This is a genomic window from Thalassoroseus sp. (genome assembly GCF_984380535.1).
The window spans coordinates 39,319-62,962 of record NZ_CFHRBF010000020.1; the positions used below are offsets into that span (position 1 = coordinate 39,319).

Sequence of the window (23,644 nt, forward strand, 5' to 3'; positions counted from 1 at the left end):
GACGGGTCTAGCGTTCGCAGGGCCGCAAAAACTATTCACGGAGTTTCTTCCACTCAACTGCTGACTCAAGTTACCACGACCCGTCCTATCACTAGGTGACGCCATGGTGTTGCTGAATGATCATCAGGCGGACAATGAAAGTCGCCTTCCTACAAGTGGGCTTTGGGAACGAGGGTTGAATCGCGTCGGTTCCTGGTGGGGGAGTTCCAAGGAACAACCTTGGTTAGCTCATTACCCGGAAGGTGTGCCGCATCAGCTTGCTTATCCGCAGCAGCACCTGGGGTGGTTACTTCGACAAGCCGCCGAGCGGTTTCCGACTCGGGTTGCCTGTCACTATTATCATGAAACTCTGACATACCAAGAGTTGCTCTCCCAAGCCCAATGTCTCGCGAAGGTTTTTGTTCGAGAAGGACTCAAACCAGGTGATCGAGTCGGTGTTCTTTTGCCGAACTTGCCGGAGACAGTGATTGCTTTGTTCGCAACTTGGATGGCTGGCGGCGTTGTCGTTTCACTCAGTCCGTTAATGGTTGTCGATGAAGTCGATAGTCTTATTCAAGCCACGAACTGTCGCATTGTGGTAACCCTTGATGTGCTGTCACCATTAGTTTGTCATCAAGAACATCCACCGGAAGTTGCAGTCATTACCAGTCTGTCCGGGCGGCTTAGTCGTCTTGAACAACTTGGCTATGCGTGGGTTCGCTTTCAAAAAATCGGCTTCCGCTCGGTATGTCCAAGGACACGTGTCTTGCAGTTTGAAGACGCGACGAAAGGATCAGGGAGCGAGGTTGACGTCACACGAGGAACGACCGATGAACTTGCCTTCGTCTTGCCTACAGGCGGAACGACGGGACACCCCAAGGCAGTGATGCTGTCGCATCGGAACCTCGTTTCTCAGGCTTGGCAACTCGCACATTGGTCACGTGGGCATCACGGAGAAGAAACGATTCTTGCGGTGTTACCGTTCTTCCATAGTTATGGCTTGTCGACATCGGTGATGATGGGCTTGGCGCTTGGTGCGACACTTGTGATTCACCATCGGTTCCGTCCGTTGTCTGCTGTGCGGTTAATCGAGAAACATCGTCCGTCGATGTTCCTCGCAGTGCCCGCGATGTTGTCTGCAATCAATACTAAGGTCCTGAAATCGGGCTCCTATGATTTATCGTCTCTTCGTTCTGTGATTTCCGGTGGCGCAGCGTTATCACCAGCGATTGCGGAAGAGTTTCAAAGTCGTAGCGGTGCGGTAGTGGTAGAAGGCTATGGACTTTCTGAAGCTAGCCCAGTGACTCACGTCGGAGCTTTGGACGGAACTGCAATTCCAGGAACGATTGGTTTTCCGCTTCCCGATACCGATGCGCGGATTGTCAATTCTGTATCTGGTACCGAGATCATGCCAGCCGGCACGGTTGGGGAGCTTGTCGTTCGCGGTCCACAAGTGATGCTTGGTTATTGGAACGACCCGGAGGCAACGAGCAAGGTCATCCAAGATGGCTGGCTGCATACCGGCGACCTGGCAAGTTGCGACGAGAATGGTGTTTTCAAGATCGTCGACCGCATGAAAGACCTGATTATCACTTCCGGTTTCAATGTGTACCCCGGTGATGTCGAGTCGGTTCTGCGGGGGTATCCCGGTGTTCGCGATGCCGCTGTGGTTGGCGTGCCCGATAACGCACGCGGTGAGGTCGTCAAAGCCGTTCTTGTTGTGGAGTCGAGCCAAAAGTTCGATCGGCGTGAATTCGACGAGTTTACACAAAAGCACTTGGCTGCACACAAGCGGCCACGCGTTGTCGAAACTCGCGAACAGGATCTACCACGGAACTTCTTAGGCAAAGTCCTCAGGCGAGCGTTGCGGCCCGATCAAGCACCAGCTCACGCCAATGAACAGTCGGATGAGGTGACAACGGAGGATGTATAGACAGCGTTGCTGAACGTCTCGCAATGAAACCATCGGGCTGGGGAGACCTACCATGGGCTTATCAGGACAACAAAATCAATTGCCACCGTTAGCCATTGTAAGTGGCACTCGGACGCCATTCGTCAAAGCGTTTACGGAGTTCGCGGATATCCCTGCAGATGAACTTGGTCGCGTTGTTCTTGAAGACGCCTTGGCTCAGTGTGGCTTGAAGCCACAAGACGTGGACGAGGTGGTCTTTGGCAATGTTGCAGGGCCGGCGGAAACGGCCAACATTGCCCGAGTCATCGCGTTGCGAGCAGGTGTTCCTCATGATCGACCCGCGCACACGGTCAATCGAAACTGTGCTTCCGGGATGGAGTCGGTGTTTTCCGCCTGGCAAGTCATTCGCGAAGGTCGAGCCAATACTGTCGTCGCCGGCGGAACGGAAGCGATGTCTCAAGTACCGTTGCTTTGGAACCGTGAGATGCAGCAGTGGCTTCTATCACTTCGCAAAGCTTCGCTTGCCAAACGTCTTAAACTGATAACGCAGTTGCGTCCTCGGTTTTTCCGACCGATTGCTGGCTTGGAACTCGGACTGACTGATCCCGTATGCGGATTGAACATGGGGGAAACGGCCGAGGTGCTAGCGAAGGAATTCCAGGTTTCGCGGCAAGAGCAAGACAGCTTCGCGTTGGCAAGCCATCAACGGGCCACTGCGGCTTGGGAACGGTGTTTCTACAAGGGTGAAACAACACCCGTCATAAGACCTTCGGATCAGAAACGAGTCGAACGAGATGTAGGCCCACGTGCAACTCAGTCCAAGGAAGCGCTGGCGAAACTGAAGCCAATTTTCGATCGCGAGAACGGGACCGTTACCCCAGGCAATAGTTGTCCGATTACTGACGGGGCTGCTGCATTAGTATTGATGACACCCGATCGAGCAGATTCCCTCGGACTCGAACCTTTGGGTTACCTCCGAGGATATGCTGTGGCTGGTTGTGATCCTCGACGGATGGGACTAGGCCCGGTCTATGCGACTCATCGTTTGTTGCAGTCGACCGGATTAGAACTGCAAGATTTTGAGCTCTTCGAGATTAACGAGGCATTCGCTGCCCAAGTTTTGGCGTGTACACGTGCGTTATCTTCGAAGTCATTCGCTGAAAAAGAATTGGGACGGTCCACTGCTGTTGGTGAGATTGACCTCGATCGCTTGAATATCAATGGAGGGGCGATCGCATTGGGACATCCAGTCGGCACTAGTGGGACTCGTCTAATTTTGACGTTGCTCCGAGCGTTGAAAGATACCAGCCAGAATCGCGGACTCGCCACGCTCTGTGTTGGTGGTGGACAAGGCGCAGCCGTTTGGGTGGAACGCACTTTGGAGGATCAAGCATGAGTCAGTATCAACATCTTCGGGTCGATCGAGATCCACGCGACGTCGTCGTTGTATTGATCGACTGTGCGGGCCGATCGATGAATGTTTTTGATTCAAGTCTACTCGATGAAATCGAGAACGTCATTGAGACGATTGCTAGTGACCCATCGGTGCGTATGGTTGTATTTCGCAGTGGGAAGAAATCAGGATTCTTCGCCGGTGCCGATCTGCATCAGATTCAAAATATTCATACGCCCGAGCAGGCAGCGACAGTATTGCGGCGTGGGCAAGAACTTTTCAATCGTGTCGAATCGCTACAAGTGCCCACGCTCGCTGTGATTCATGGACCGTGCTTAGGGGGAGGACTTGAGTTTTCACTAGCTTGCAAGTATCGGGTGGCACGGGATGACTCGACGACAAAGATCGGTCTGCCGGAAACGCAGCTTGGCCTAATACCTGCCTGGGGCGGAACACAACGATTACCAAAAGTTGTCGGGCTAACAACAGCAATCAGCATGATTCTGCAAGGAAGTCGTCTAAGTGCTAGCAAGGCGAAACGTATCGGGCTCGTTGATGCGGTACTGAACAAGGAGCTGATGGAATCCGAGTTGGATAAATTTGTCGATCGTTGCTTGCAGAACTCCGTCGAGACCGAACGCTCTCAGAGTTGGGGGGGCTGGTTGCATGATCGGACGTGGCTGGGCAAAAAACTCGTATTTAAGATTGCCGAAAGAAAGATCGCCAACAAGTCTCGACACTACCCGGCTCTGCCGGCAGCGTTGCGAGCAATTCGAACTGGGCACGAACAAGGTATGACCGCAGGGTTAGCGGCTGAACGTGACGAATTCTCGCGTGTACTCTTCACGCCAGCATGTCGAAATCTACTCGACTTGTTCTTCCGACGTGAGCGAGCCCGAGAGCTTAGTACATGGGTTAGTGGGGATGTCCAATCCACTATGCCGATTGGCACGATCGGAGTGCTGGGAGCCGGGACGATGGGAGCCGGAATCGCTCAGCTTGCCGCCACACAAGGCTTCCAGGTTATCTTGAAAGAGATCGATGAGGTTGCATTGAGGGATGGTAGTCGGAGGATTGAACAACTAACACGGCAAGCCGTGCAGAAGGGAGCGCTTGACGCAACTGTAGCCGAAGCTGCGATTGCTAGTATCACTAAGACAACCCAGTCCGCACCTCTGCGTAATGCTGATCTAGTTATTGAAGCCGTTGTTGAACGCTTGGATGTGAAGCAAAAGGTCTTTCAAGAGCTTGAAGAGCATTTGCCAAGTGAAAGCCTTTTAGCCTCTAATACCTCGGCTTTATCAATCAGTGAGATTGCTGCTACCACAGAGCATCCGAACCGTGTTGCTGGACTTCACTTCTTTAATCCAGTTCACAAGATGCCGTTAGTTGAGATTGTACGAGGTTCACAGACCTCTGATTCGACTGTCGCGTGTTTATGTGATTGCGTTCGCAAGTTAGGTAAGACGCCGATTGTGGTCAACGAAGGACCAGGTTTCTTAGTCAATCGAACTCTATTTCCCTATCTTGATGAAGCTGTTCGGCTCGTTAGTGAAGGGGTCAGTGTAGAGACGATCGATCGGGAGGCCAAACGGTTTGGTCTTCCGATGGGGCCACTCGAACTGCTTGATACAATTGGGTTAGACATTGCCCTCGATGTGTCTAAGACGCTAGCCGCTCTTAGTCTCGAAGAAAGTCCAACGCCTCAATTTTTGCTGACAATGGTTGAGAGAGATCAGCTCGGGCAGAAAACGGGTCGTGGGTTCTATCACTACAAGAACGGGCGACGAAAGAATCCCGTCGATTTTGAAAGTCACACGACAGGCACGCCGAAGTTGTCGCCAGTCGAACTGGCAGACGAGACCCTGAGTGGTGTTCAGCAACGACTCGTGTTTTCTATGTTGAATGCCGCTGCTGATTGCCTGCACGATCACATTGTCAGCGAGCCGTGGATGGTTGATTTAGGCATGGTAATAGGGACCGGGTTCCCACCGTTTCGCGGCGGACCTATGACACTCATTGAACACTGGGGGCGTGAGAGTGTTATCGAGTCGATGCAAGAACTGAGCGAGGTCTGCGGCCCACGTTTTCGGCCGAGTGAGTTCTTTGACCAACCTGAAGTCAAGCGAGACAGTACAAACGATCAACCCGCACCGATTCCGCACGCCACATCAGAAATGTCGTAAGTCACGGGACGATGTGTATCAGAACATCTAAGAGGTCAATCAGCAATGACTACAATCAACCATCCCACACCCGACCGAAAACCCCAAGAAAATCAGACCACCTTTGCCGCGGAAGCCCTGAGAATGGGTGGCAAATCCGATGATGAAGTTCGTCGTATGGGGGCTGTCGATGCGGCCGATGATCAAGTCGAAGATCTGTTTGACGCTCGCTATCAAACGGTGAATAGTCCGATTCATCGGGCCGTCTGGGATTCGTCTCCAGACTGGAGTTTGTTTGGATCTGAGCAGTTTGTCAAAGCGGATCTGCAGTCCACCGCGCAGGTCATGGACGCGTCACTGGAGCTGGTGCGTCGTCATGTCGAAGCAAAGACATTGTTCGATGCCGACAACAAAATTAGTCGAGAGGTGATGGATGAACTCGGTCACGCTGGTTACTGGGGTTTGCTGATTGATCAAAAGTTCGGTGGAAGCGGGGCTTCTTTCACGCAGTTTGCGAAATTTCTGACGCGAATGGCATGTCTTGATCCGACGGTTGCGGGACTAGCATCGGTTCATGGATGTATCGGGGCTGTGGATCCCCTGTTGACTTTTGGTAACGACGAACAGCAACAACGCCTGTTGCCATCGCTGGCGAACGGAGAACGACTGTCTGCCTTCGCACTCACAGAACCTGGCGCTGGCTCCGACTTGACCGCTCTTCGAACGCGAGCGGTGCGAGACGGCGATCACTATATCATCAATGGAGAGAAACTTTTTATCACGAATGTGTTGCCCGGGCGAACGATTGGTATCGTGTGTATGATCGATCACGAACCTGCTGTGATCATCGCCGATTTGCCGAGTGAGGAGAACGAACATTTTCAGTTGAAACGCTATGGTTTGTATGCACTACATCATGCACATAACTACGGCATTCGGTTCCATAATTTTCGGGTCCCGGTGGCTAATCGCCTCTATGTTGCAGGAGGTGATGGTCTAACAATCGCCTATCACGGATTGAATCGTGGACGGGTAGCTCTCTGTGCAAATGCTGCGGGGACTATGCGGCTGATGTTAGCTGACATGCTGCCTTGGGCTCGTTTTCGGCGGACTTATGGGGAGCCGATCATCAATCGAGAACTTGTGCAACGGCGAGTGGGCGAACTAGCAGGTCTAATTGTCGCATGCGACGCACTAACCCAATGGTGTGCGGGGCTGCTTGATATCGGATATCGCGGCGAGATGGAGTGTGTCGTTGCGAAGGTGTTCGGCAGCGAGGCACAGAAACATGCCGCGATCGAATTGCACATGAAGACGCATGGCGGTCGCTCTTTCTTGAAAGGTCATCTCTTTGGTGACAATGTGCATGATTTCCTTGCTCCGTGTATCTACGAAGGCGAAGGCGAGATGCTAGGACTTGCATTCTTTAAGTCACTCGTCAAGCAACATGGTCGCACTTACTTCGAACCGATTGGGAAAGCGGCCCAGGCTGCTGGAATCCAACGTCCGAATCCAGCGAACCCCGCTCATGCCTGGGCAATGCGAAAACCGCTTTGGAACTACTCCAAATGGTGGTTGGGGCAACGTCTGCAATTTCGATCGCGACCCATGTTGCCATCGATCGATCAATCACTTCGGCCCCATGCTGAATTTGCAGCCGACTTTCTTCGAGATTCCGGCAATGAGATTTCAGCCACAATGCGAAAGCATCAGCTCAAGCTCGCCGACAGGCAATGTCGGATGGCGGAACTTTCGAATCGACTGCAAACTGCAGTTGTGATGCTCTGCACGAGTCTCTATGCCGGACGACATGACGACGACCGTATCCGGAAAGCCGGTGAAACGCAGGCTATGATTCTTGGCAACAAGCTTCGAGGTCAACGACCATCGGATTCGTTACTGCGGAAGTTAACGCAACTCGGTGCCGAACTGGCGGAGAACCCGTTACCAGGTACCGATCACATCCCCATCGGCGAGATCAAAATGTCTTACGACAACGACTGAAGTTCCGTAAGTCACCAGATTGGAGAGCAACAAAGACGTTGAGTTCGGGATTGCCTATCCCTGTGATGCCAGTGATATGCTGGGGTCACAGGGTGTTTTTGTTGCAACTTTCGACATGGACAGAGGTCAAGAGCACTGTTGCAACAACGACTGCTGATGCGTTAAACTGCGAAGGACTCTCGACTCTTTGGCGAACTCAATCCGTGAAACAGATTCTCTTTTTCGCTCTGGCAGCTCTCAGCATAATCAGCGGTTCGGGAACTGGTTCTGCATGGGCCGATTCCATAACGCCCGATGACCTGGCGTTTTTCGAGAACAAGATTCGGCCTGTGCTGGTTGAGCACTGTTACGAGTGTCACTCGGCGGACTCGGAGGAACTGGGGGGCAAGTTGCGTCTCGACCACCGCGAGGGCGTGCGAACCGGTGGTGAGTCGGGGCCCGCGTTGGTGGCGGGAGATGCCCAAGCCAGTCTGCTGGTGCATGCTTTGCGGTACGACGGCGTCGAGATGCCTCCGAATGCACCACTCCCGGAAGCAATCGTCAACGATTTTGTGAAATGGATCGATCGCGGGGCACCGGACCCCCGAGCGAAACCAGGAATGGTCAAGCCTGCTCAGACCAATGAGCATGAAACGGACAAGCCAAAACTCTGGTCGATCCAGCCCGTCCGACGGGAGACGCCGCCAGACGTCAAGCAAACGTCTTGGCCACGCAGTCCGATCGACCGGTTCGTGTTGGCGAAGATGGAATCGCAAGCGTTGAAGCCTACTGAGGATGCCGACGCTCGGACGCTTGCTCGTCGACTTTACTATGACTTGATCGGCCTGCCTCCGACGCTCGCGCAGTTGGAAGCCTTTTCAGCCGCACACCAACGGAATCCTGCCACGGCCGTAGCGAATCTCGTCGATGAGTTGCTCGCTAGTCGAGAGTTCGGCGTGCGTTGGGGGCGATATTGGCTCGATGTCGTTCGGTACGGCGAGTCAAACGGCAATGACGGTCTCGGTCGCAATCCTACGTTTCCTCATGCATGGCGATACCGCGATTATGTCATCGATGCATTCAACGCCGATACGCCGTACGATCGGTTTTTGACGGAACAAATTGCGGGCGATTTGCTCCCGAGTGACTCGCCGCAAGAAACCGATCGGAATCTTGTCGCCACGGGCATGTTGGCAATGGCCTCGAAGCCAGCGAAGGCGATGAATACCAGTTTCGAGATGGATGTGGTTGCCGACCAAATCGACATTGTGGGCCGCGGCATCATCGGGTTGAGTATTAGGTGTGCACGTTGTCACGACCATAAGTTCGATCCCATTCCCACTCGCGATTATTATGCGTTGGCGGGAATCTTTACCAGCTCGAACACAATGTGGGGAGTGGCGGCAAACGAAGGCTTAACCGCTCCCGTGACGGACCTGCATGTGTTGAAGGCGGCTCCGAAAGTCTTGCCGCCGAAAGACTTTGTCGAAACCGTTTTGGTGTTGGAATCGAACACTGGCAAACCCAAACCGATTCCGAAGTCGAAATGGGCTCCCGGTACACCACTTGCAATGGGAGTCCGGGACGGAAAGCCGGCCGATTGTAAAATCAATATCAAAGGGGACGCTAAAAAGTTGGGCGAAGCCGTGCCACGCGGCTTTCTGACTGCGTTCGAACTCGAGCAGGCTTTCGAAGTCGATCAGAAGCAAAGTGGGCGACTCCAATTGGCTGAATGGTTGACCGACCGCAGTCATCCGCTCACGGCCCGTGTGATGGTCAATCGTATTTGGTTGCACCTGTTCGGTGCCGGGATCGTTCGCACGCCAGATGACTTCGGTGTTTACGGCGAACGTCCGACGCATCCCGAGTTGCTCGACTATCTGGCCAGTCAATTTATGGACGACGGTTGGTCGATTAAACGACTGATTCGGTCGATCGTGCTGAGTCGTAGCTATCAACTGAGTAGTTGCGACGAGGTCGAATCGATTGCAGCGGACCCGACAAACCTTTGGCTCACGCGACATCAACGACGTCGTCTGGATGCGGAATCACTGCGGGACAGCATGTTGGCTGTCAGTGGGCAACTCAATCTTCAGCCCAGCGACGGTTCGATCATTCGGCATCGTGACATTCTCGTGAATCTCGCTGGCAGTCTGCACGAACCAAGTCAACATCGCAGTGTTTATCTGTGTTATCTACGAAGTTCTCCCCCACCGGAGTTAGCCGCATTCGATCTCCCGGACTTCACCGGTGTCTTGGGACAACGGGTGATAAGCACCGTGCCAGGTCAAGCGTTGCATCTGTATAACAATCCCTTCGTGCTGGAACAGTCGCAGCATTTCGCTCGACTCGTCATGGATTACACCGCTTCCGATCTGGGACGCGTGCAGTTCGCTTGGAATCAAGCTCTCATGCGGGAACCCAGTGCTGACGAATTGCAAGAAGCTCTTGATCTCATCGAGAGTCTTAAAGCGTCTGTCAACGCAGAAGAAATAGCGTGGGCTAGCCTCTGTCAGGCGTTGTTGATCACAAACGAATTTCGCTATGTCGATTGAAAGCACATTATGAGTTACTCGCGACGCACAATGCTGCAAACCACGTCTTGTGGATTTGGGTATCTCGCATTGCAGGCATTATGCGGCCAACGAACCGCGGTTGCGGCTCCCGCAGGGCTGGCAACAAAGACGCCAGCACATAAGGCGACCGCGAAACGTGTGATTTTCCTGTGCATGAGCGGAGGCCCGGCTCAACTCGATACCTTCGATTACAAACCGCAAGTTGGTAAGAAGCCGCATCCGGGTTCGGTATTCAAGTTCCGACAACACGGGGAGAGCGGGTTATGGGTTTCCGAATTGCTCCCTGAGACCACAAAGCACGCCGATCGGTTGTGTGTCATCAATGGTATGTACGCCGACACTGGCATCCATGCCCAATCAGCATTGCAACTTCACACCGGCGAACGACTCCGCGAACGACCCAGCATGGGGGCGTGGATCACTTATGGACTGGGCACGGAAAACCAAAATCTTCCGGGCTTTATTAGTCTGAACACCTCGAAAAGTTCCGTCTATTCCAGTGCGTTTCTACCCTCGATTTACAATGGCACACCAATCGGCGTGAACGGCGAAGATATGTCTTCGGCGACTATTGCCAACGTTAGCGGCGGTCATCTTCCGTTGTCCGCCAAACGTCAACAGTTAGACTTTGTGCAACGAATGAATCGGCGTCACCTCGCCGACCGTCCTGGCGATGACAAACTCGATAGCGTGATTCAATCGATGGAACTTGGGTTTCGGATGCAAACGGAAGCTCCGGAACTACTAGACATCAGCAATGAGACCAAAGAGACGCTTGAACGCTACCGGATCGGTCATCGCAAGGAGTCTGTTGGCACCTGTCGTGTGTCGGGGTTTGGTCGACAATGCTTGCTCGCGCGGCGGTTCGCGGAGGCCGGGGTTCGATTTGTGGAAGTCAATCACGGAAGTTGGGATCAGCATAAGAATCACCGACGTGATTTGAGGGCGAACTGTGAAACCACCGACGCTCCGATCGCTGCGCTTCTCGAAGATCTCGAACTCCGCGGGCTACTCGACGAAACGCTTGTTGTGTGGGGTGGAGAGTTCGGTCGGCCTGGACTGACTCCCGGAAATGGCAAAGACGAAACCGGACACAACGCCCGCGGGTTCACGTTCTGGATGGCCGGTGGTGGGGTGAAAGCCGGTTATGTGCACGGCAAAACGAACGACACCGGTTCGCAAGCAGTCGCGGGCAAAGTGCATTTCCGCGACCTGCATGCCACGATTCTGCATTTACTGGGTCTGCCTGCGAACGACCTGACATACTGGTACGCCGGTCGCAATCATCGGCTCACCGGTCCAGAAGGTGGGAAGGTCGTCAAGGAAATCCTCAGTTAGGGGTCGTTCGCTACAACCAACTCGCGAATTGTGCGCTTTTTGCAGTTGCCTGTTGTCGATCGTGCTAGATTTCCAGACTCATTTTCGCTGACAATATCGGAAGACGACAGCAAAACGGGTGGATAGGCGTTGGCAGAGGAACGTCATGATTGACGCTGAATCGGCTGCCGCGCTTGGTTCGTATGGCGTGATGGGATAAAACTGCCGCTGCCATGCGAAGTCGAATCACTAGGCGACGTTTGCAAAGCTCTCTCCGATTGGACTTCCAGGAATTCTTGAGATTGGTGCGATGACAGAGACGGCTGAGATTTTTCGGGGGTGTATTCCGGCGTTGATGACCCCGTGTCATGCCGATGGAACCATTCACTACGATGCACTTGTCCGCACGGCTCGACAGCTCATCGAGGCCGGGATGACTGCGGTTGTCTATTGTGGCTCGATGGGCGATTGGCCGCTGCTGACCGATGAACAGCGTATGGAAGGCGTTCGTCGGTTGACGGATGCCAAGATTCCGGTCGTGGTAGGGACGGGCGCTCAGAACACCCGTCTGGCGGCCATGCATGCAGCCCACGCGAAGGAAGTTGGAGCTGCGGGGCTGATGGTGATTCCACGTGTGCTCTCGCGAGGCACATCGCCAGCCGCTCAACACAATCACTTCTCGGAAGTTCTCAAAGCCGGTGGGGATTTGCCGAGTGTCATTTACAACAGCCCCTATTACGGTTTCGAAACAAAAGCCGACCTCTTCTTTGCGCTGCGTCGCGAGCATCGAAACCTGGTCGGATTCAAGGAATTCGGTGGGGCCGACTCGCTGAGTTATGCCGCCGAAAACATCACAAGTGGCGATCCCGAGATCGTGCTAATGGCCGGAGTGGACACGCAGGTGTTCCATGGATTTGTAAACTGTGGTGCTGTCGGTGCGATTACCGGTGTCGGAAATGCTCTGCCGAAGGAAGTCCTCCGGCTGATCAAATTGTGCGAGCAGGCAGCGAACGGCGATGCGGAAGCCCGGCGACTCGCATGGGAACTCGATCAAGCCATGAAGGTTCTCTCGACATACGACGAAGGTCCGGATCTTGTTCTCTATTACAAGCATCTCATGGTGCTCGAAGGGCATGCCGAGTACGAACATCATATCAATGCCTCGGATTGTCTGTCTTCGTCGCAGCGTCAGTTCATTCACTCGCAATGGCGGTTGTTCCGAAGCTGGTGGGAATCGTGGTCTGGATCGAATCGATGACTCCGTCTCCAAGGTAGAGACTCCAACGAGAGAACGAGATCCTCAGAGGTAGCGATATGCCGCATCGTGTTGCGGGCGACAATGCTGTGGTGGTTGGCGGCGGCGTTATTGGGATTGCGTGTGCCCACTATCTTTCTGAAGCCGGACTGCAAGTGACCGTCGTCGATCATGGCAAAATCGGCGGTGCTTGCTCCCACGCGAATTGCGGTTTTATCTGCCCGAGTCATGTGCTGCCTCTGACTGAGCCAGGTGCGATCAAAGTCGCTCTGAAATCTCTTTTCAATCGCAATGCTCCTTTTCGGATCAAGCCCCAGTTCAGTCCGTCGTTTTGGAATTGGATGTGGCAATTTTCACGACGTTGTCACCATCGGCAGATGTTGGAAGCCGGGAAACATTTGAAGACGATTCTCGATGCATCGATGACTGAGTACCGTCAGTTGATTGCGACAGAATCGTTTGACTGCGACTGGCAAGAACGGGGATTGTTGTACGTGCTGCAAACGAAACGTGGAATGGACGAGTTTGCCAAAACAGACAATTTGCTCAGCGAAGAATTTGGTGTGCAGGCGAAGCGTCTAAAGGCGGATGAACTGAAGACTTTCGAACCGGCCCTTCGAGACGGCTTGGCTGGTGCGTTTCACTACGAGGAAGACACGTCACTTAGACCCGACCTACTAATGGCGCAATGGTCACAACGACTGCGGGACCGGGGAGTGCAGTTTCTCGAAGACTGTAAAATTCAGAATCTCGGTCAAAGTCGAGGGAAGCTCACGCATCTGTCGACATCCACAGGCGAGTTGACAGCGGATACGTTCATCTTTGCGACCGGTGCATGGAGCAGTCGCCTTTCGAAGGAACTTGGCTGCACAATCCCGATTCAACCGGGCAAGGGTTATTCGGTGACATCGGAACGACCGAACCCGTCTCCGAACTATCCCATGCTGTTTCCTGAGCACAAAGTCGGCGTGACACCGTTCTCGGATTGTTATCGGATCGGCTCGATGATGGAGTTCGTCGGCTATGATACCACGATACCGCAGCGGCGAATTTCACAACTGCAGACCTCCGCAGCGACATACTTGACCGCTCCGGCGACGGAGAACGTGCTGGAAACTTGGTATGGCTTTCGGCCGATGACGTGGGACAGCCTGCCGGTAATCGGTCGTACGCCGAAGTTGGAGAATGTGTATCTCGCGACCGGGCATAACATGCTCGGGATGAGTTTGGCCACGGCGACCGGGCGAATGATTTCCGAAATGGTCACCGGACAAAAGCCGTTCATCGATGCCCAACCGTTCTCGCTCGCCCGGTTTCACTGACAATTGTTTTCCGTAGTGTCTAATGACTAGACAGACTGATCGCGAAGACCATGTCATCCGTGTGATGAAACGTACCGGGGCGGATATGTCCACTCGATACAAAGAAACGTCGGAAGGCGGGTTGGCGGTCAATTTGAGCGAATGCTAGAAAACAATTGCAACGCGATTGGAAATACTCACGACTGTCGACAACCTCAAGTTCCGAGGAAAACGAGAGTCTCTGGCGGTTCGGCACATTCGCGTCATGAATCACGACCACTCTGGCCGATACATTGATTGCAAGCCGAACGACTGGCTTTTGCCAAACCATTCCAATCATCCCGACTTTTCTGGCGATTCGGTGAAACCTTTCCAGGTTTAACCGCGGAGAGTCATCCGGCTGATTCTTGGTTGTCGTTTCGGTTCTACATGTTTGAGTCGAGGAACTGCGGAGTTCTTTCGTTGCAGGGATGCAAACGACTCAGGCGTGAGCAATTTCATATGATACCGACGCGGTTTCTGTCTCACCGATGTGAGTCGTTGGAGAAACGTCTCTTATCGAATGCGGATACGTTGCACCGTGATTCGGATCTTCAGGCGCCGGGCCTTAAGGAGGGGGACATGCGAATCATGCTGCGCCGAGCCGGTGCCGCCGGGTTGGTGGGACTTTCGCTATTGACGGGGTGCCAATCGGCTCCGCGTTGTGCGACGGAAGTCACCGAAAATTGTGCAAGTGGTCCGTGCGTCAGTGAAAATGGCGTATGTGGTGACCAAGCTTGTGGTGTCGTGACAGCAGACGGAAACGCTCGCGTCGGCGAATGCACCGGATGTGAACAGTGCGATGGCACATACGCCGACGGTAGTATCGGGCCGTGCAAATGGTCGAATGATTGGTACGAAGAACGTGCCCATCTGCCGGTCGGTACGCGTCAAGTCTACAAAAAGGGCAAGATGTGGCCTCCCTATCCGCGACCAGTGGGTCCGGAGCAACCGATTTGCCACCGCTACCATGCAGCCCATTACTGGCCGCACCCATATAACTGCCAAGACCGTGATTCGGTGCGGTCCTTCATCAACAGTCACGTAGCGAACGGATGGGAGCAGCACACCACGCTGTATCACTATCACTTCGATGAAGAAACAGCCGAGCTGAACCACGCTGGTCGGATGCACTTGCAGTACATCATCGATGAAGTGCCCGATGGCTACAAAGCTACGTTTGTGCAAACCGGGCCAACGGTCGATATCAGTCAAGCACGGTTGGCATCGGTGGTGGCCGAAGTCGAGAGAATGACCGGACCGGGCTACCCGATGCCTGTCGAACTTCGACGCGGCGGTCCCGTCAGCACACCAGCCCAGCAAGTCGATACCCAGTATCGTGGATGGATGCAAAGTCTTCCACAACCGAGACTGAACTATGTTCCGCTGCAGACCCAGCAGCAATAATTAATCGGTCCTGGTTCCTTTCGCAGTTTCTCGGAACAAACGGAAAGAACTCGGGCCACCAAATCTCCCCGCTGCCCACGGGACGGACCCAGTCTTGATCATTTCGAGACTGGGTCCGTTCTGATTCCTGCACTGCCCGTGTGTGTCACCGGCGACTTGCTACCTTCGAGGTTTACTTGGCCGAAACCATCGGCAAGTCACTTGTCTGTGTCACCCGCGATCGCGATTTTGATTTGGCCGACCGTCCAGCTTGGAAATGAGAGTTGCCGATGATTGCTTCGGAAATCAATCCTGCACGAACGGACCGACTGCGGACCGCATCTCCAGACTTGTCGGAAAATGTCGAACAGACGATTGTACCGCCAAGTTGTCCGAAGTCGTTGGAAGAAGCCGGCCTGAAGCTCGGGCAACTCAGCGACTTGGTGATGAAACACCTCTATTTGCAAGGTCATTCGCTAGGGGCGGAGTTGGCTCGCCAGGTACGAATGCCGTTTGCACTCGTCGAGGAAGCCCTGCGGTTTCTGAAAGACGAACGTTGTTTAGAGGTCGTTTCCGGCGACCTGATTGGACCGGCATCGTACCGATTCAATCTCACTCAGCACGGTCGACAACGGGCTCAAGAGGCATTTGAAGATTGTCGGTATGTCGGTCCGGCACCGGTGCCGTTGTCGGCTTATGTGACTCAATGTCAGCGGCAAACGGTGGCGGAAGTCGAATGCCATCCCGAGGAGTTGCGACAAGCGTTCGGTGAGACGATTCTACCCGACGAGTTGCTACACGAAATCGGTCCCGCGGTCTGCACCGGAAAATCGATGTTTGTGCACGGCGCTCCCGGGAATGGAAAAACGTTGATCGCCGGCGGTTTGGGGCGGTTCTTGAACGATCACGGCGGGGAAATCTATGTCCCCTACGCGATCGAGGTCGATGGCAGTATCATCACCGTGTTCGACCCAACGATCCACCGCGCGACGGACAATGCCGACAGCCGCTTCATAGATGCCTCTCAGGCAGCCGCGGACTTGATGTCCTCGTCAACCGGACGAACAGCGCCGGATTTCCGTTGGCGGCGGGTGCGTCGACCGGTCGTCATCACCGGTGGCGAGTTGACCCTCGACATGCTCGATCTGCGATACAACCGCGAAAGCAACTTCTACACCGCTCCCCTCCATGTGAAAGCGAACGGTGGAATCTTTTTGATCGACGATTTCGGTCGCCAAATTGTCGGACCGCAAGAACTGCTGAACCGATGGATTCTCCCCTTGGAAGACCGAGTGGATTATCTCACTCTGACGACCGGCAAGAAACTCGCGGTGCCGTTCGAATCGTTGATCGTTTTCTGTACCAACCTCGCCCCTCGTGAGTTGGTCGACGACGCCTTTCTTCGGCGGATTCGTCATAAAATCGAGATCGGTCCACCCACCCGCGAGGTGTACACCGAAATCTTTAAACATTGCTGCGAAAGCCAGCAGATTTCCTTCGAACCGTCGGTCGTGGATTACCTTTACACTAAGTTTTACGATTCGGGAAGGTCTCCGCGTTCGAGCGATCCTCGGGATTTGCTGGAGATCATCCACTCAATTTGCCGATTTCAACGTAAAGAGATTCAACTCAACGACCAATTGATGGCAGAAGCCACCAAACGGTTCTTCTGCAACGTGTGAAATTTAGGCAACGGAGCGCCGCCATGATCCGCATTCGACTGACGCATGCCCTGCTCGGAGTCGTCTGCCTATCGGCGGGTTCCGGCTGTGTGTCTGCCCCGGAAATGTTCGGGGGGAAACCAAAGACAACAGCCGAACGGGAATTGCTAGCGGAACTGGAATCGTCCGAGAAGCTCTCCGATCCGGCGACACTGCATCTCAAATATGCACGGTGGCGCGAATCCGTGGGAGACTCGGCCGACGCGCGAAAATCCTATGAATTCGCGCTCGAAAACAATGCCAAGTCGGTGGATGCAATTCTCGGCTTGGCCCGACTCGATCAATTGGCAAACCGTATCAGCGATGCTGAAACGAACTTCCGTCGTGCCTACAGCTTGCGTCCGGACAGCCCGCAAACTCAGAATGCCTTGGGGCAATTCCTGGTGTCTCAGCAACAATGGCAAGAAGGGCTGCCGTTGCTGAAGTCCGCGATGGAAACTGACTTAGAGAACAAATCCTACCGCTATCGCTATGGCTTGGCGTTGGTGCAGAGTGGAGACATCGACGAAGGTTTCCCCCACCTTGCGAAATCGGTCGGGACCGCGGAAGCCCATTACAATGTTGGATATATTCTCCATGAGCAAGGACGTTCCGACTTGGCAGTTGGTCGGTTCCGGCAGGCACTCGCGTTGAAGCCAACCTTGAAACCGGCGGCGAATATGCTGGCGGAACTGACCGGCGATCAACGTTATTTGGCTGGTCAGAACGGGACGCCCACCTCGTCTCGCTTGGTGCAAACCGGGCACATGACCGAGAGTCGGCAAACGGGTCAGCAGATTTACAATGAAGCGCTCTGGCGGACGTCGCAACCTACGATGCAGCCTCAGGTTGTGCCCGCACATCATCACCAGATGGACACTCAATTCCAGCGGTCGAGTTCACCAGTGATCGACCAGGGCGTGCAAACTGCGGTTGCACCGGCCGCATGGCGACCGCGTTCCAATCCGCAGTCACCGACCGATAAAGACCCGGCCGGTATGACTCCGTTGCAACTCGAGCAGTGGCGAAATCAGCAAGTGGTCAAATAGAAAAAGATGGACAGCAAATTCGCTGTCCATCTTTTTTTTGACGATGATTCACCAGCGTTTCTAGATCGGATGACGGTCCGTGGTGTAGAACGTGAAAAGTCTTCTGTTTACGACTGTTACGTGACGGAACCCGTTACGACGAAACGGCTTATATTCTAGGCAAACGGCAACGGTTCCGGTTGCAGCACAAACGGGAATACGCGAATCGGTTTGCCAGCTGGCAAATCGTTTCGGTAAAGCAGCTGAGCTGCTCGGTCAGCTGCAAATTGCAATCCCGTGAAGCGAAGTCCGCAGAACAAATCGTCTTCACTTTCTGCAGCCACATCGGCAAACACTTCGCCAGCTGAGGCAGCATGTCGGCGAACGCCATGAATGCTGTCTTCGCGGACTTTCACCCCCGCTGCGGCAAGTTTGACCAGTCCTTTGAGGAACCGCCCGACCATGGTGTCCGGACCCGACGCACGCCACAGTCGATCCCATTCGTCATGGGCTTCCCAATAGAAACCACAGTTGAAGTAGTCGAGCGACAACAAATAGCTGCGATTATCGGCCCACACATTGGGATCAAGCGGCTTTGTCGTGCGATTTTTCTTGCCGTAGCTATGTCCGCGCGGATCGCGAAAAGGGTGGGGAAGATCCGTCCCGGGAATGAAAGCGTATGCCGGCAAATCCGCACCGGGCAGCAGGCGAACCCCTGCCGTTGCAACTTGGCTCATCCGTCTCTCTCTATACGATTGCTATGATCTGCTACGCCTTGGAATCCTGACGCAGCAAAAATCGTGAATCCAAGCGAGGACGTCCTTGCCCTAGCATCCAACAAGTCAGGCGGTCTGATCGGAATCTCGGTGTCCCATCGATAGTGTTCAGAATTCTGAACCTGTGACGGCCACAAATGCGATATGGGCGTAGCCCTTGCAGCGCTGTTCCGTGGTTGTTCCTCAACGAGCTGGTGACAAATCAACTGGCGTTGATCTTTCAGTCTGTCAAGGGCTACGAAATCTCAGACGCAGGTCGAATAATACTCGGGTTTCCCCTTCTGAAAAGAGGAATTCGCAAGGTTTTCCCTGGAAATTCCCAGAGAACCACCAATTGGGCGGCAATGTCGGATCGAAACCTGTACAAAATTCATCATAAAATTTCGTGCGAATTTGTCGAGACGGGTAGAGAGGAAACGGAATGCCAGTCATGTTAAGATGTTTCGATGAATTGATGGTTTTTGCCTCACGGTTGACAACGCATGTTTCAGATCGTTGTCAACACCTTATGCGCACAAGGAGAGAGACCTCATGCCCGCACGCTCAGTCTTGCTGATGTTCTGTGGCCTTATCTTAGGTTCGTCGACGTGGGCCACCGCGCAGTCGGATTGGAGTTTGCAGCAGATTCCCAATCTTCCAGATGGCGAAAACGCCGTGCGACTGTTCAACGGGGAGTCGCTCGCTGGTTGGGAAGGACAGACGGAAAAGTACTGGTCTGTCGAAGATGGCGTCATTGTCGGTCGCAATACGAAGGAGAACGCTCCCAAGGCCAGCACTTATCTGGTGACCGAGAAAAAGTACCGCAACTTCCGTTTGATCTTCGAAGCGAAACTCGTCACGAGTGAAATGCACTCGGGAATCTCTTTGTGGGGCGAGACCGTCGAGAAAGAGTCTGCCCCGTTCAGCTATCGCGGGCACCTCGTGATGTTCCCGTCGAACTACGGTTTCTACGATTTATATCGTCGCAACAGCATTTATCGCGACAACGGCACCGCCAAGAAGGCTGGGAAGCAACACGATTGGAACCGCATGGAGATCCTTGCCATTGGCAACCGGATTCGTCATGTGGTCAATGGAAAACTCGTTGCAGACTGGACCGATCCCAAACCCGAACTCTGTGGCACCGGCCCGATCGGTTTACAACTTCACTCCAACAAAGTTCCGCAGGAAGTCCACTTCCGCGGGCTCGTACTGACGGAAAATCCTCAAGAGGAGTTGGTGACGGTCACAGAGATGCCGACAACCGCTGCGTCTTCCGGGTCATTGGATGCCGAGAAACTGGCGAAACTTCCTCGACAACTGCAGAAATTCGTGGATGACGGCACGTTCTCTGGCATCGTGACGTTGGTCGCGAAGGATGGAAAAGTTGCACAGCTGTCCGCGATTGGTCAGGCAGACCTCGAAGCCGAACGCCCGATGACTCGTAACACAATGTTTGCGATCGCCTCGATGACGAAACCCATCACAGCGACTGCTTTGATGATTCTCGTGGACGAAGACAAAGTTTCGCTCGACGAACCGGTTTCGCATTTTATTCCTGAGTTCTCCAAATCGACGGTGAACAACGACGAAGAACTGTCGCGGGAAATCACCGTTCGTGATGTGCTCACACATACGTCCGGGTTGGTGGGGAGTCAGGGAGTGAAAGAATCTTTGGAAGCCACCGCCAAGGAATTGGCCGCCCGTCCGTTCGGTTTTCAACCGGGGACGAAATGGCAGTACAGCCCTGGAATGAATGTGGTGGGGCGGATCATCGAAGTTGCTTCCGGGAAGTCTTACGAAGAATTTCTGCAAGACCGAATCTTTCGACCATTGGCAATGACCAATACCACATTCCACCCCACCGAGAAGCAAAAGAAACGCTTGGCGACAATGTATGGCCCAGGCAAAAACGGTGAAGGCCTACAACCGACCAAGAATTGGATCGTCGAAGATTCCAACTCCGCACCGGCAAACCCGTCCGGCGGGTTGTTCTCGACCGCGACCGATATGGCGAAGTTCTATCAGATGATTTTGAACGGCGGGAAACTCGATGGCGTCCGCATCGTTTCTGAAGATGCCGTCAAACAAATGCAGACCTTACAGACCGGCGAACTGAAAACCGGTTTCACTCCCGGCTGTGGGTGGGGATTGGGTTGGTGTATCGTCCGTGAACCGCAAGACGTGACCGGTTCGCTATCCGCGGGAAGTTTCGGACATGGCGGTGCATTCGGTACGCAAGGTTGGATCGATCCTAGCCGCAACATGATCTTCGTGCTGATGGTGCAACGGACCCAACTACCCAACAGCGACGGCTCCGAATTACGCAAAGTCTTCCAAGATCTTGCAGTCGATGCCATCGAATAATTGCGTCCATTGCCACGTCTGGGTGACGCCTGGGCGTGGCTTTCTTCTTCCTCTTTTCTCGCACAGTCGCATGGACAAAAAAACCAAGAAAAAAGTCGGCTTGCTTCGCGATCGCGTTCAAACTCTCAAACGCCAACTTTCGGGAGCGAAAAAGCAAAACGACGATCCAGCCGAAGTTACCCGATTGGAAAAAGAACTGGCATCAGTCGAACAGGAAATCCAGGGCCTGCTCGAGGCCAAATAGTTTTTTGACGACAATCAACACTCTTGAACAGTAGTCAATCAGCCGATATTCTCGGAATAGGTACGATTCCGTACCGAGATTCAACTTTTTCTGAATTCGTCATTTTTGTTCCGGGTTTCCCATCTTTCGGAGGACGTCATGCGACGGACTAGTCGGCAGCGTGGTTTCACGCTTATTGAACTACTTGTCGTTATCGCAATCATTGCGATTCTCATCGCTTTGCTGCTGCCCGCTGTGCAACAAGCCCGCGAGGCCGCCCGCCGTACTCAGTGTAAGAACAATTTGAAGCAACTCGGGATTGCACTCCACAACTATCACGATGTGGCAGGTTATTTCCCCTCTGGTCACTCTGGTCAAACGGTTTGGATGGACTCCTGCCCTGAGGGAACATGCGGGCAATGGGGATGGGGATCGCTGATCCTGCCATTCCTCGAACTGGGGAATACTCACGAAGGGATTCTCGTGGGTGCTCAGACGATGCCAGCTTCCGCTTCGAATGCCACGATGTTGGCAGTGATGCAAACTCCGATTCCCGGTTTCCGTTGCCCGTCCGATACCGGGCCTGATCTCAATGACGATCAAAAGATTCCTTCCACCGGTGGTGGAGGTGCAGACTGCACAGGATCGAGTTGCGTGCCAGTCGCGTTGTCGAATTATGTCGGTTCCAATGACACCTACGATCTCGATCGCGATAACTGGAACGGCTTTATGGGCCGAGTCCCACGTTTGGGGCCTGCAAACAACCCCTCCGGTGTGCAAACCGCGATGGCAACACGCGACTTCACCGACGGACTGAGCAATACCTTTGCCATCGGCGAGCGTGCTTGGCAATTAGGTGGTGTTCGCCTACAAGCCGGTGTGGTCTTCGGAACCAATGGCGATACAGGCAATCATAATAACCAAGGGCAAGTTTATGTGATGGGCTCCGGTCGGTGGGGGCTCAACGACACGTGCAACGAGTGCGATCGTGGTTTCAGTAGCAATCACCCTGGCGGAGCACACTTCCTTCTGGCAGATGGTGCCGTCAAATTCATCAGTGAAAACATTGACCACAATGCCGATAGTGCCGTCAACAGCACCTATGAAAATCTCATCGGTCGAGGCGACGGGAATGTCATCGGCGAGTATTAGGTAACGGTCACTTCAGAGTCCAATACTTGCGATGGCGTGGGATCTCGGATTTCACGCCATTCGCGTTTTTATCCCGCATCGTTATTCCTATTTTGTCGAAGGAGATTCTCGAAGATGTTTCGAAACCTGCTCAGCTTATGTTCGTTAGTTGTGATGGGTTTGGTCGGTTGCTCCAGTGCTCCCGATGACCAACCCGAAACCGGCCCGGTGACGGGTGTGGTATTGCTGGACGACAAGCCATTGCCCAACGCACGGGTTCTATTCTCACCCACGTCTGGCGGTCAAAGTTCGGAAGGCACGACCGACGAGAACGGCAAATTTGAACTCCGTTATAAGCGGGATATCATGGGGGCAAAAGTCGGCGAACATCTCGTCAAGATTTCGACCTATGAAGAGCCGCAAGTTGGTGACGATGGTCGTCCAACTGGCGGCCACCCGGAGTTGGTGCCTCAGGAGTACAACGAGACATCCTCACTTAAGCGAACCGTTGAATCTGAAGGGAATGAGTTTGAATTCAAGCTCCAAGGTGGCGGTTGATTGCGAAATTGACTGACTAACTTACAACACCGTTTAGCCGCGATCGGAGTGTGTTTGATGCATCGTCGTCATCTTGTCTTCCAACATTTGGATGAAGCCATCGCCGATGCGCGGCATCTTTCCCAAGGTTATGAACAAACCGGCGGGTGGAACCTGGAGCAGAACCTCAGCCACCTCAACAAATCCATGCGGATGGCGATGGAGGGGTTGGATTGGGGTCTGCCCAAGTTGATTCGACCGGTGATGCGTTGGGTATTCTTGGGACGCATGAAGCGGTTGGGAAGTCGGGCGATCAAAGTCAAAGCGACCGCACCGCCCCAACTGCAACCCGACGAGGAACTCAACCTTCAGACCCAACTTACGGAGTTTGAACGCTTGGCGAATATGATGGAATCGCCTGAGACCGAACTCATCGCCCTGAATCCGGTCTTCGGAAAACTTGATCGATCGCAATGGCAGACCATGCAACGCTGGCACGCCGCCCATCACCTGAGTTTTCTTGTGCCAACGAGTTGATGGATGTGGTTAAGAATCCTGCATCATGATTCGTTACACTGATAGCAACCCATTCAGTGT

At 53.8% G+C, this 23,644-nt stretch carries 17 protein-coding genes; 16 read left to right on the plus strand and 1 reads right to left on the minus strand.

Annotated elements, in window-relative coordinates; translation table 11 throughout:
• The first annotated feature begins 103 nt into the window (after positions 1 to 103).
• The 11 genes from AC5DDB_RS24470 to AC5DDB_RS24520 all read left to right on the plus strand — a co-directional run bounded on the left by AC5DDB_RS24470 (position 104) and on the right by AC5DDB_RS24520 (position 18,055).
• Complete coding sequence (locus AC5DDB_RS24470; protein ID WP_491742382.1) at positions 104 to 1,912, plus strand: AMP-binding protein; 1,809 nt, start codon at positions 104 to 106, stop codon at positions 1,910 to 1,912.
• Positions 1,913 to 1,964: 52 nt separating this feature from the next.
• Complete coding sequence (locus AC5DDB_RS24475; RefSeq protein WP_491742383.1) at positions 1,965 to 3,287, plus strand: thiolase family protein; 1,323 nt, start codon at positions 1,965 to 1,967, stop codon at positions 3,285 to 3,287.
• Positions 3,284 to 5,470, plus strand: a complete 2,187-nt coding sequence (locus AC5DDB_RS24480) for a 3-hydroxyacyl-CoA dehydrogenase NAD-binding domain-containing protein (RefSeq protein ID WP_491742384.1) — start codon at positions 3,284 to 3,286, stop codon at positions 5,468 to 5,470. The genes AC5DDB_RS24475 and AC5DDB_RS24480 overlap by 4 nt, the downstream gene beginning before the upstream one ends.
• A gap of 45 nt (positions 5,471 to 5,515) precedes the next feature.
• On the plus strand, positions 5,516 to 7,453 hold the full coding sequence (locus AC5DDB_RS24485) for an acyl-CoA dehydrogenase family protein (protein WP_491742385.1): 1,938 nt from the start codon (positions 5,516 to 5,518) through the stop codon (positions 7,451 to 7,453).
• A 203-nt stretch (positions 7,454 to 7,656) separates the two neighbouring features.
• On the plus strand, positions 7,657 to 9,987 hold the full coding sequence (locus AC5DDB_RS24490) for a PSD1 and planctomycete cytochrome C domain-containing protein (RefSeq protein ID WP_491742386.1): 2,331 nt from the start codon (positions 7,657 to 7,659) through the stop codon (positions 9,985 to 9,987).
• Between the two features lie 9 nt (positions 9,988 to 9,996).
• Positions 9,997 to 11,346, plus strand: a complete 1,350-nt coding sequence (locus AC5DDB_RS24495; protein WP_491742387.1) for a DUF1501 domain-containing protein — start codon at positions 9,997 to 9,999, stop codon at positions 11,344 to 11,346.
• 289 nt (positions 11,347 to 11,635) lie between these two features.
• On the plus strand, positions 11,636 to 12,583 hold the full coding sequence (locus tag AC5DDB_RS24500) for a dihydrodipicolinate synthase family protein (protein ID WP_491742388.1): 948 nt from the start codon (positions 11,636 to 11,638) through the stop codon (positions 12,581 to 12,583).
• Positions 12,584 to 12,639: 56 nt separating this feature from the next.
• Positions 12,640 to 13,902, plus strand: a complete 1,263-nt coding sequence (locus tag AC5DDB_RS24505; protein WP_491742389.1) for an NAD(P)/FAD-dependent oxidoreductase — start codon at positions 12,640 to 12,642, stop codon at positions 13,900 to 13,902.
• Positions 13,903 to 14,502: 600 nt separating this feature from the next.
• Entirely contained in the window at positions 14,503 to 15,327 is an 825-nt protein-coding gene (locus AC5DDB_RS24510) for a hypothetical protein (RefSeq protein ID WP_491742390.1), read from the plus strand.
• A 269-nt stretch (positions 15,328 to 15,596) separates the two neighbouring features.
• Positions 15,597 to 16,988, plus strand: coding sequence for a DUF8689 domain-containing protein (locus tag AC5DDB_RS24515; protein ID WP_491742391.1), 1,392 nt, complete (start codon positions 15,597 to 15,599; stop codon positions 16,986 to 16,988).
• Positions 16,989 to 17,011: 23 nt separating this feature from the next.
• Positions 17,012 to 18,055 carry a tetratricopeptide repeat protein gene (locus AC5DDB_RS24520; protein WP_491742392.1) on the plus strand — a complete coding sequence of 348 codons (1,044 nt, stop codon included), beginning with the start codon at positions 17,012 to 17,014 and terminating at the stop codon, positions 18,053 to 18,055.
• Between the two features lie 155 nt (positions 18,056 to 18,210).
• On the opposite strand, the gene AC5DDB_RS24525 is transcribed toward AC5DDB_RS24520, so the two are convergent.
• On the minus strand, positions 18,211 to 18,771 hold the full coding sequence (locus AC5DDB_RS24525) for a DUF309 domain-containing protein (RefSeq protein WP_491742393.1): 561 nt from the start codon (positions 18,769 to 18,771) through the stop codon (positions 18,211 to 18,213).
• Positions 18,772 to 19,341: 570 nt separating this feature from the next.
• Here AC5DDB_RS24525 and AC5DDB_RS24530 point away from each other — a divergent pair.
• The 5 genes from AC5DDB_RS24530 (at position 19,342) to AC5DDB_RS24550 (ending at position 23,584) form a co-directional block, all read left to right on the plus strand.
• A complete protein-coding gene (locus tag AC5DDB_RS24530) occupies positions 19,342 to 21,156 on the plus strand; it encodes a serine hydrolase (RefSeq protein ID WP_491742394.1) in 1,815 nt (604 codons plus the stop codon).
• Positions 21,157 to 21,226: 70 nt separating this feature from the next.
• Complete coding sequence (locus tag AC5DDB_RS24535; protein ID WP_491742395.1) at positions 21,227 to 21,400, plus strand: hypothetical protein; 174 nt, start codon at positions 21,227 to 21,229, stop codon at positions 21,398 to 21,400.
• A gap of 138 nt (positions 21,401 to 21,538) precedes the next feature.
• Positions 21,539 to 22,531, plus strand: coding sequence for a DUF1559 domain-containing protein (locus AC5DDB_RS24540; protein WP_491742396.1), 993 nt, complete (start codon positions 21,539 to 21,541; stop codon positions 22,529 to 22,531).
• Between the two features lie 114 nt (positions 22,532 to 22,645).
• Positions 22,646 to 23,068, plus strand: a complete 423-nt coding sequence (locus AC5DDB_RS24545; protein ID WP_491742397.1) for a transthyretin-like family protein — start codon at positions 22,646 to 22,648, stop codon at positions 23,066 to 23,068.
• Between the two features lie 57 nt (positions 23,069 to 23,125).
• Positions 23,126 to 23,584, plus strand: a complete 459-nt coding sequence (locus AC5DDB_RS24550) for a DUF1569 domain-containing protein (RefSeq protein WP_491742398.1) — start codon at positions 23,126 to 23,128, stop codon at positions 23,582 to 23,584.
• Positions 23,585 to 23,644 lie beyond the last annotated feature (60 nt).

Coding starts and splice junctions, on each gene's coding strand:
- AC5DDB_RS24550 (WP_491742398.1), top strand. CDS start 23,126: ATGCATCGTCGTCATCTTGTCTTCCAACATTTGGATGAAGCCATCGCC.
- AC5DDB_RS24545 (WP_491742397.1), top strand. CDS start 22,646: ATGTTTCGAAACCTGCTCAGCTTATGTTCGTTAGTTGTGATGGGTTTG.
- AC5DDB_RS24480 (WP_491742384.1), top strand. CDS start 3,284: ATGAGTCAGTATCAACATCTTCGGGTCGATCGAGATCCACGCGACGTC.
- AC5DDB_RS24540 (WP_491742396.1), top strand. CDS start 21,539: ATGCGACGGACTAGTCGGCAGCGTGGTTTCACGCTTATTGAACTACTT.
- AC5DDB_RS24475 (WP_491742383.1), top strand. CDS start 1,965: ATGGGCTTATCAGGACAACAAAATCAATTGCCACCGTTAGCCATTGTA.
- AC5DDB_RS24505 (WP_491742389.1), top strand. CDS start 12,640: ATGCCGCATCGTGTTGCGGGCGACAATGCTGTGGTGGTTGGCGGCGGC.
- AC5DDB_RS24530 (WP_491742394.1), top strand. CDS start 19,342: ATGCCCGCACGCTCAGTCTTGCTGATGTTCTGTGGCCTTATCTTAGGT.
- AC5DDB_RS24485 (WP_491742385.1), top strand. CDS start 5,516: ATGACTACAATCAACCATCCCACACCCGACCGAAAACCCCAAGAAAAT.
- AC5DDB_RS24525 (WP_491742393.1), bottom strand. CDS start 18,771: ATGAGCCAAGTTGCAACGGCAGGGGTTCGCCTGCTGCCCGGTGCGGAT.
- AC5DDB_RS24495 (WP_491742387.1), top strand. CDS start 9,997: ATGAGTTACTCGCGACGCACAATGCTGCAAACCACGTCTTGTGGATTT.
- AC5DDB_RS24515 (WP_491742391.1), top strand. CDS start 15,597: ATGATTGCTTCGGAAATCAATCCTGCACGAACGGACCGACTGCGGACC.
- AC5DDB_RS24500 (WP_491742388.1), top strand. CDS start 11,636: ATGACAGAGACGGCTGAGATTTTTCGGGGGTGTATTCCGGCGTTGATG.
- AC5DDB_RS24510 (WP_491742390.1), top strand. CDS start 14,503: ATGCGAATCATGCTGCGCCGAGCCGGTGCCGCCGGGTTGGTGGGACTT.
- AC5DDB_RS24535 (WP_491742395.1), top strand. CDS start 21,227: ATGGACAAAAAAACCAAGAAAAAAGTCGGCTTGCTTCGCGATCGCGTT.
- AC5DDB_RS24520 (WP_491742392.1), top strand. CDS start 17,012: ATGATCCGCATTCGACTGACGCATGCCCTGCTCGGAGTCGTCTGCCTA.
- AC5DDB_RS24470 (WP_491742382.1), top strand. CDS start 104: ATGGTGTTGCTGAATGATCATCAGGCGGACAATGAAAGTCGCCTTCCT.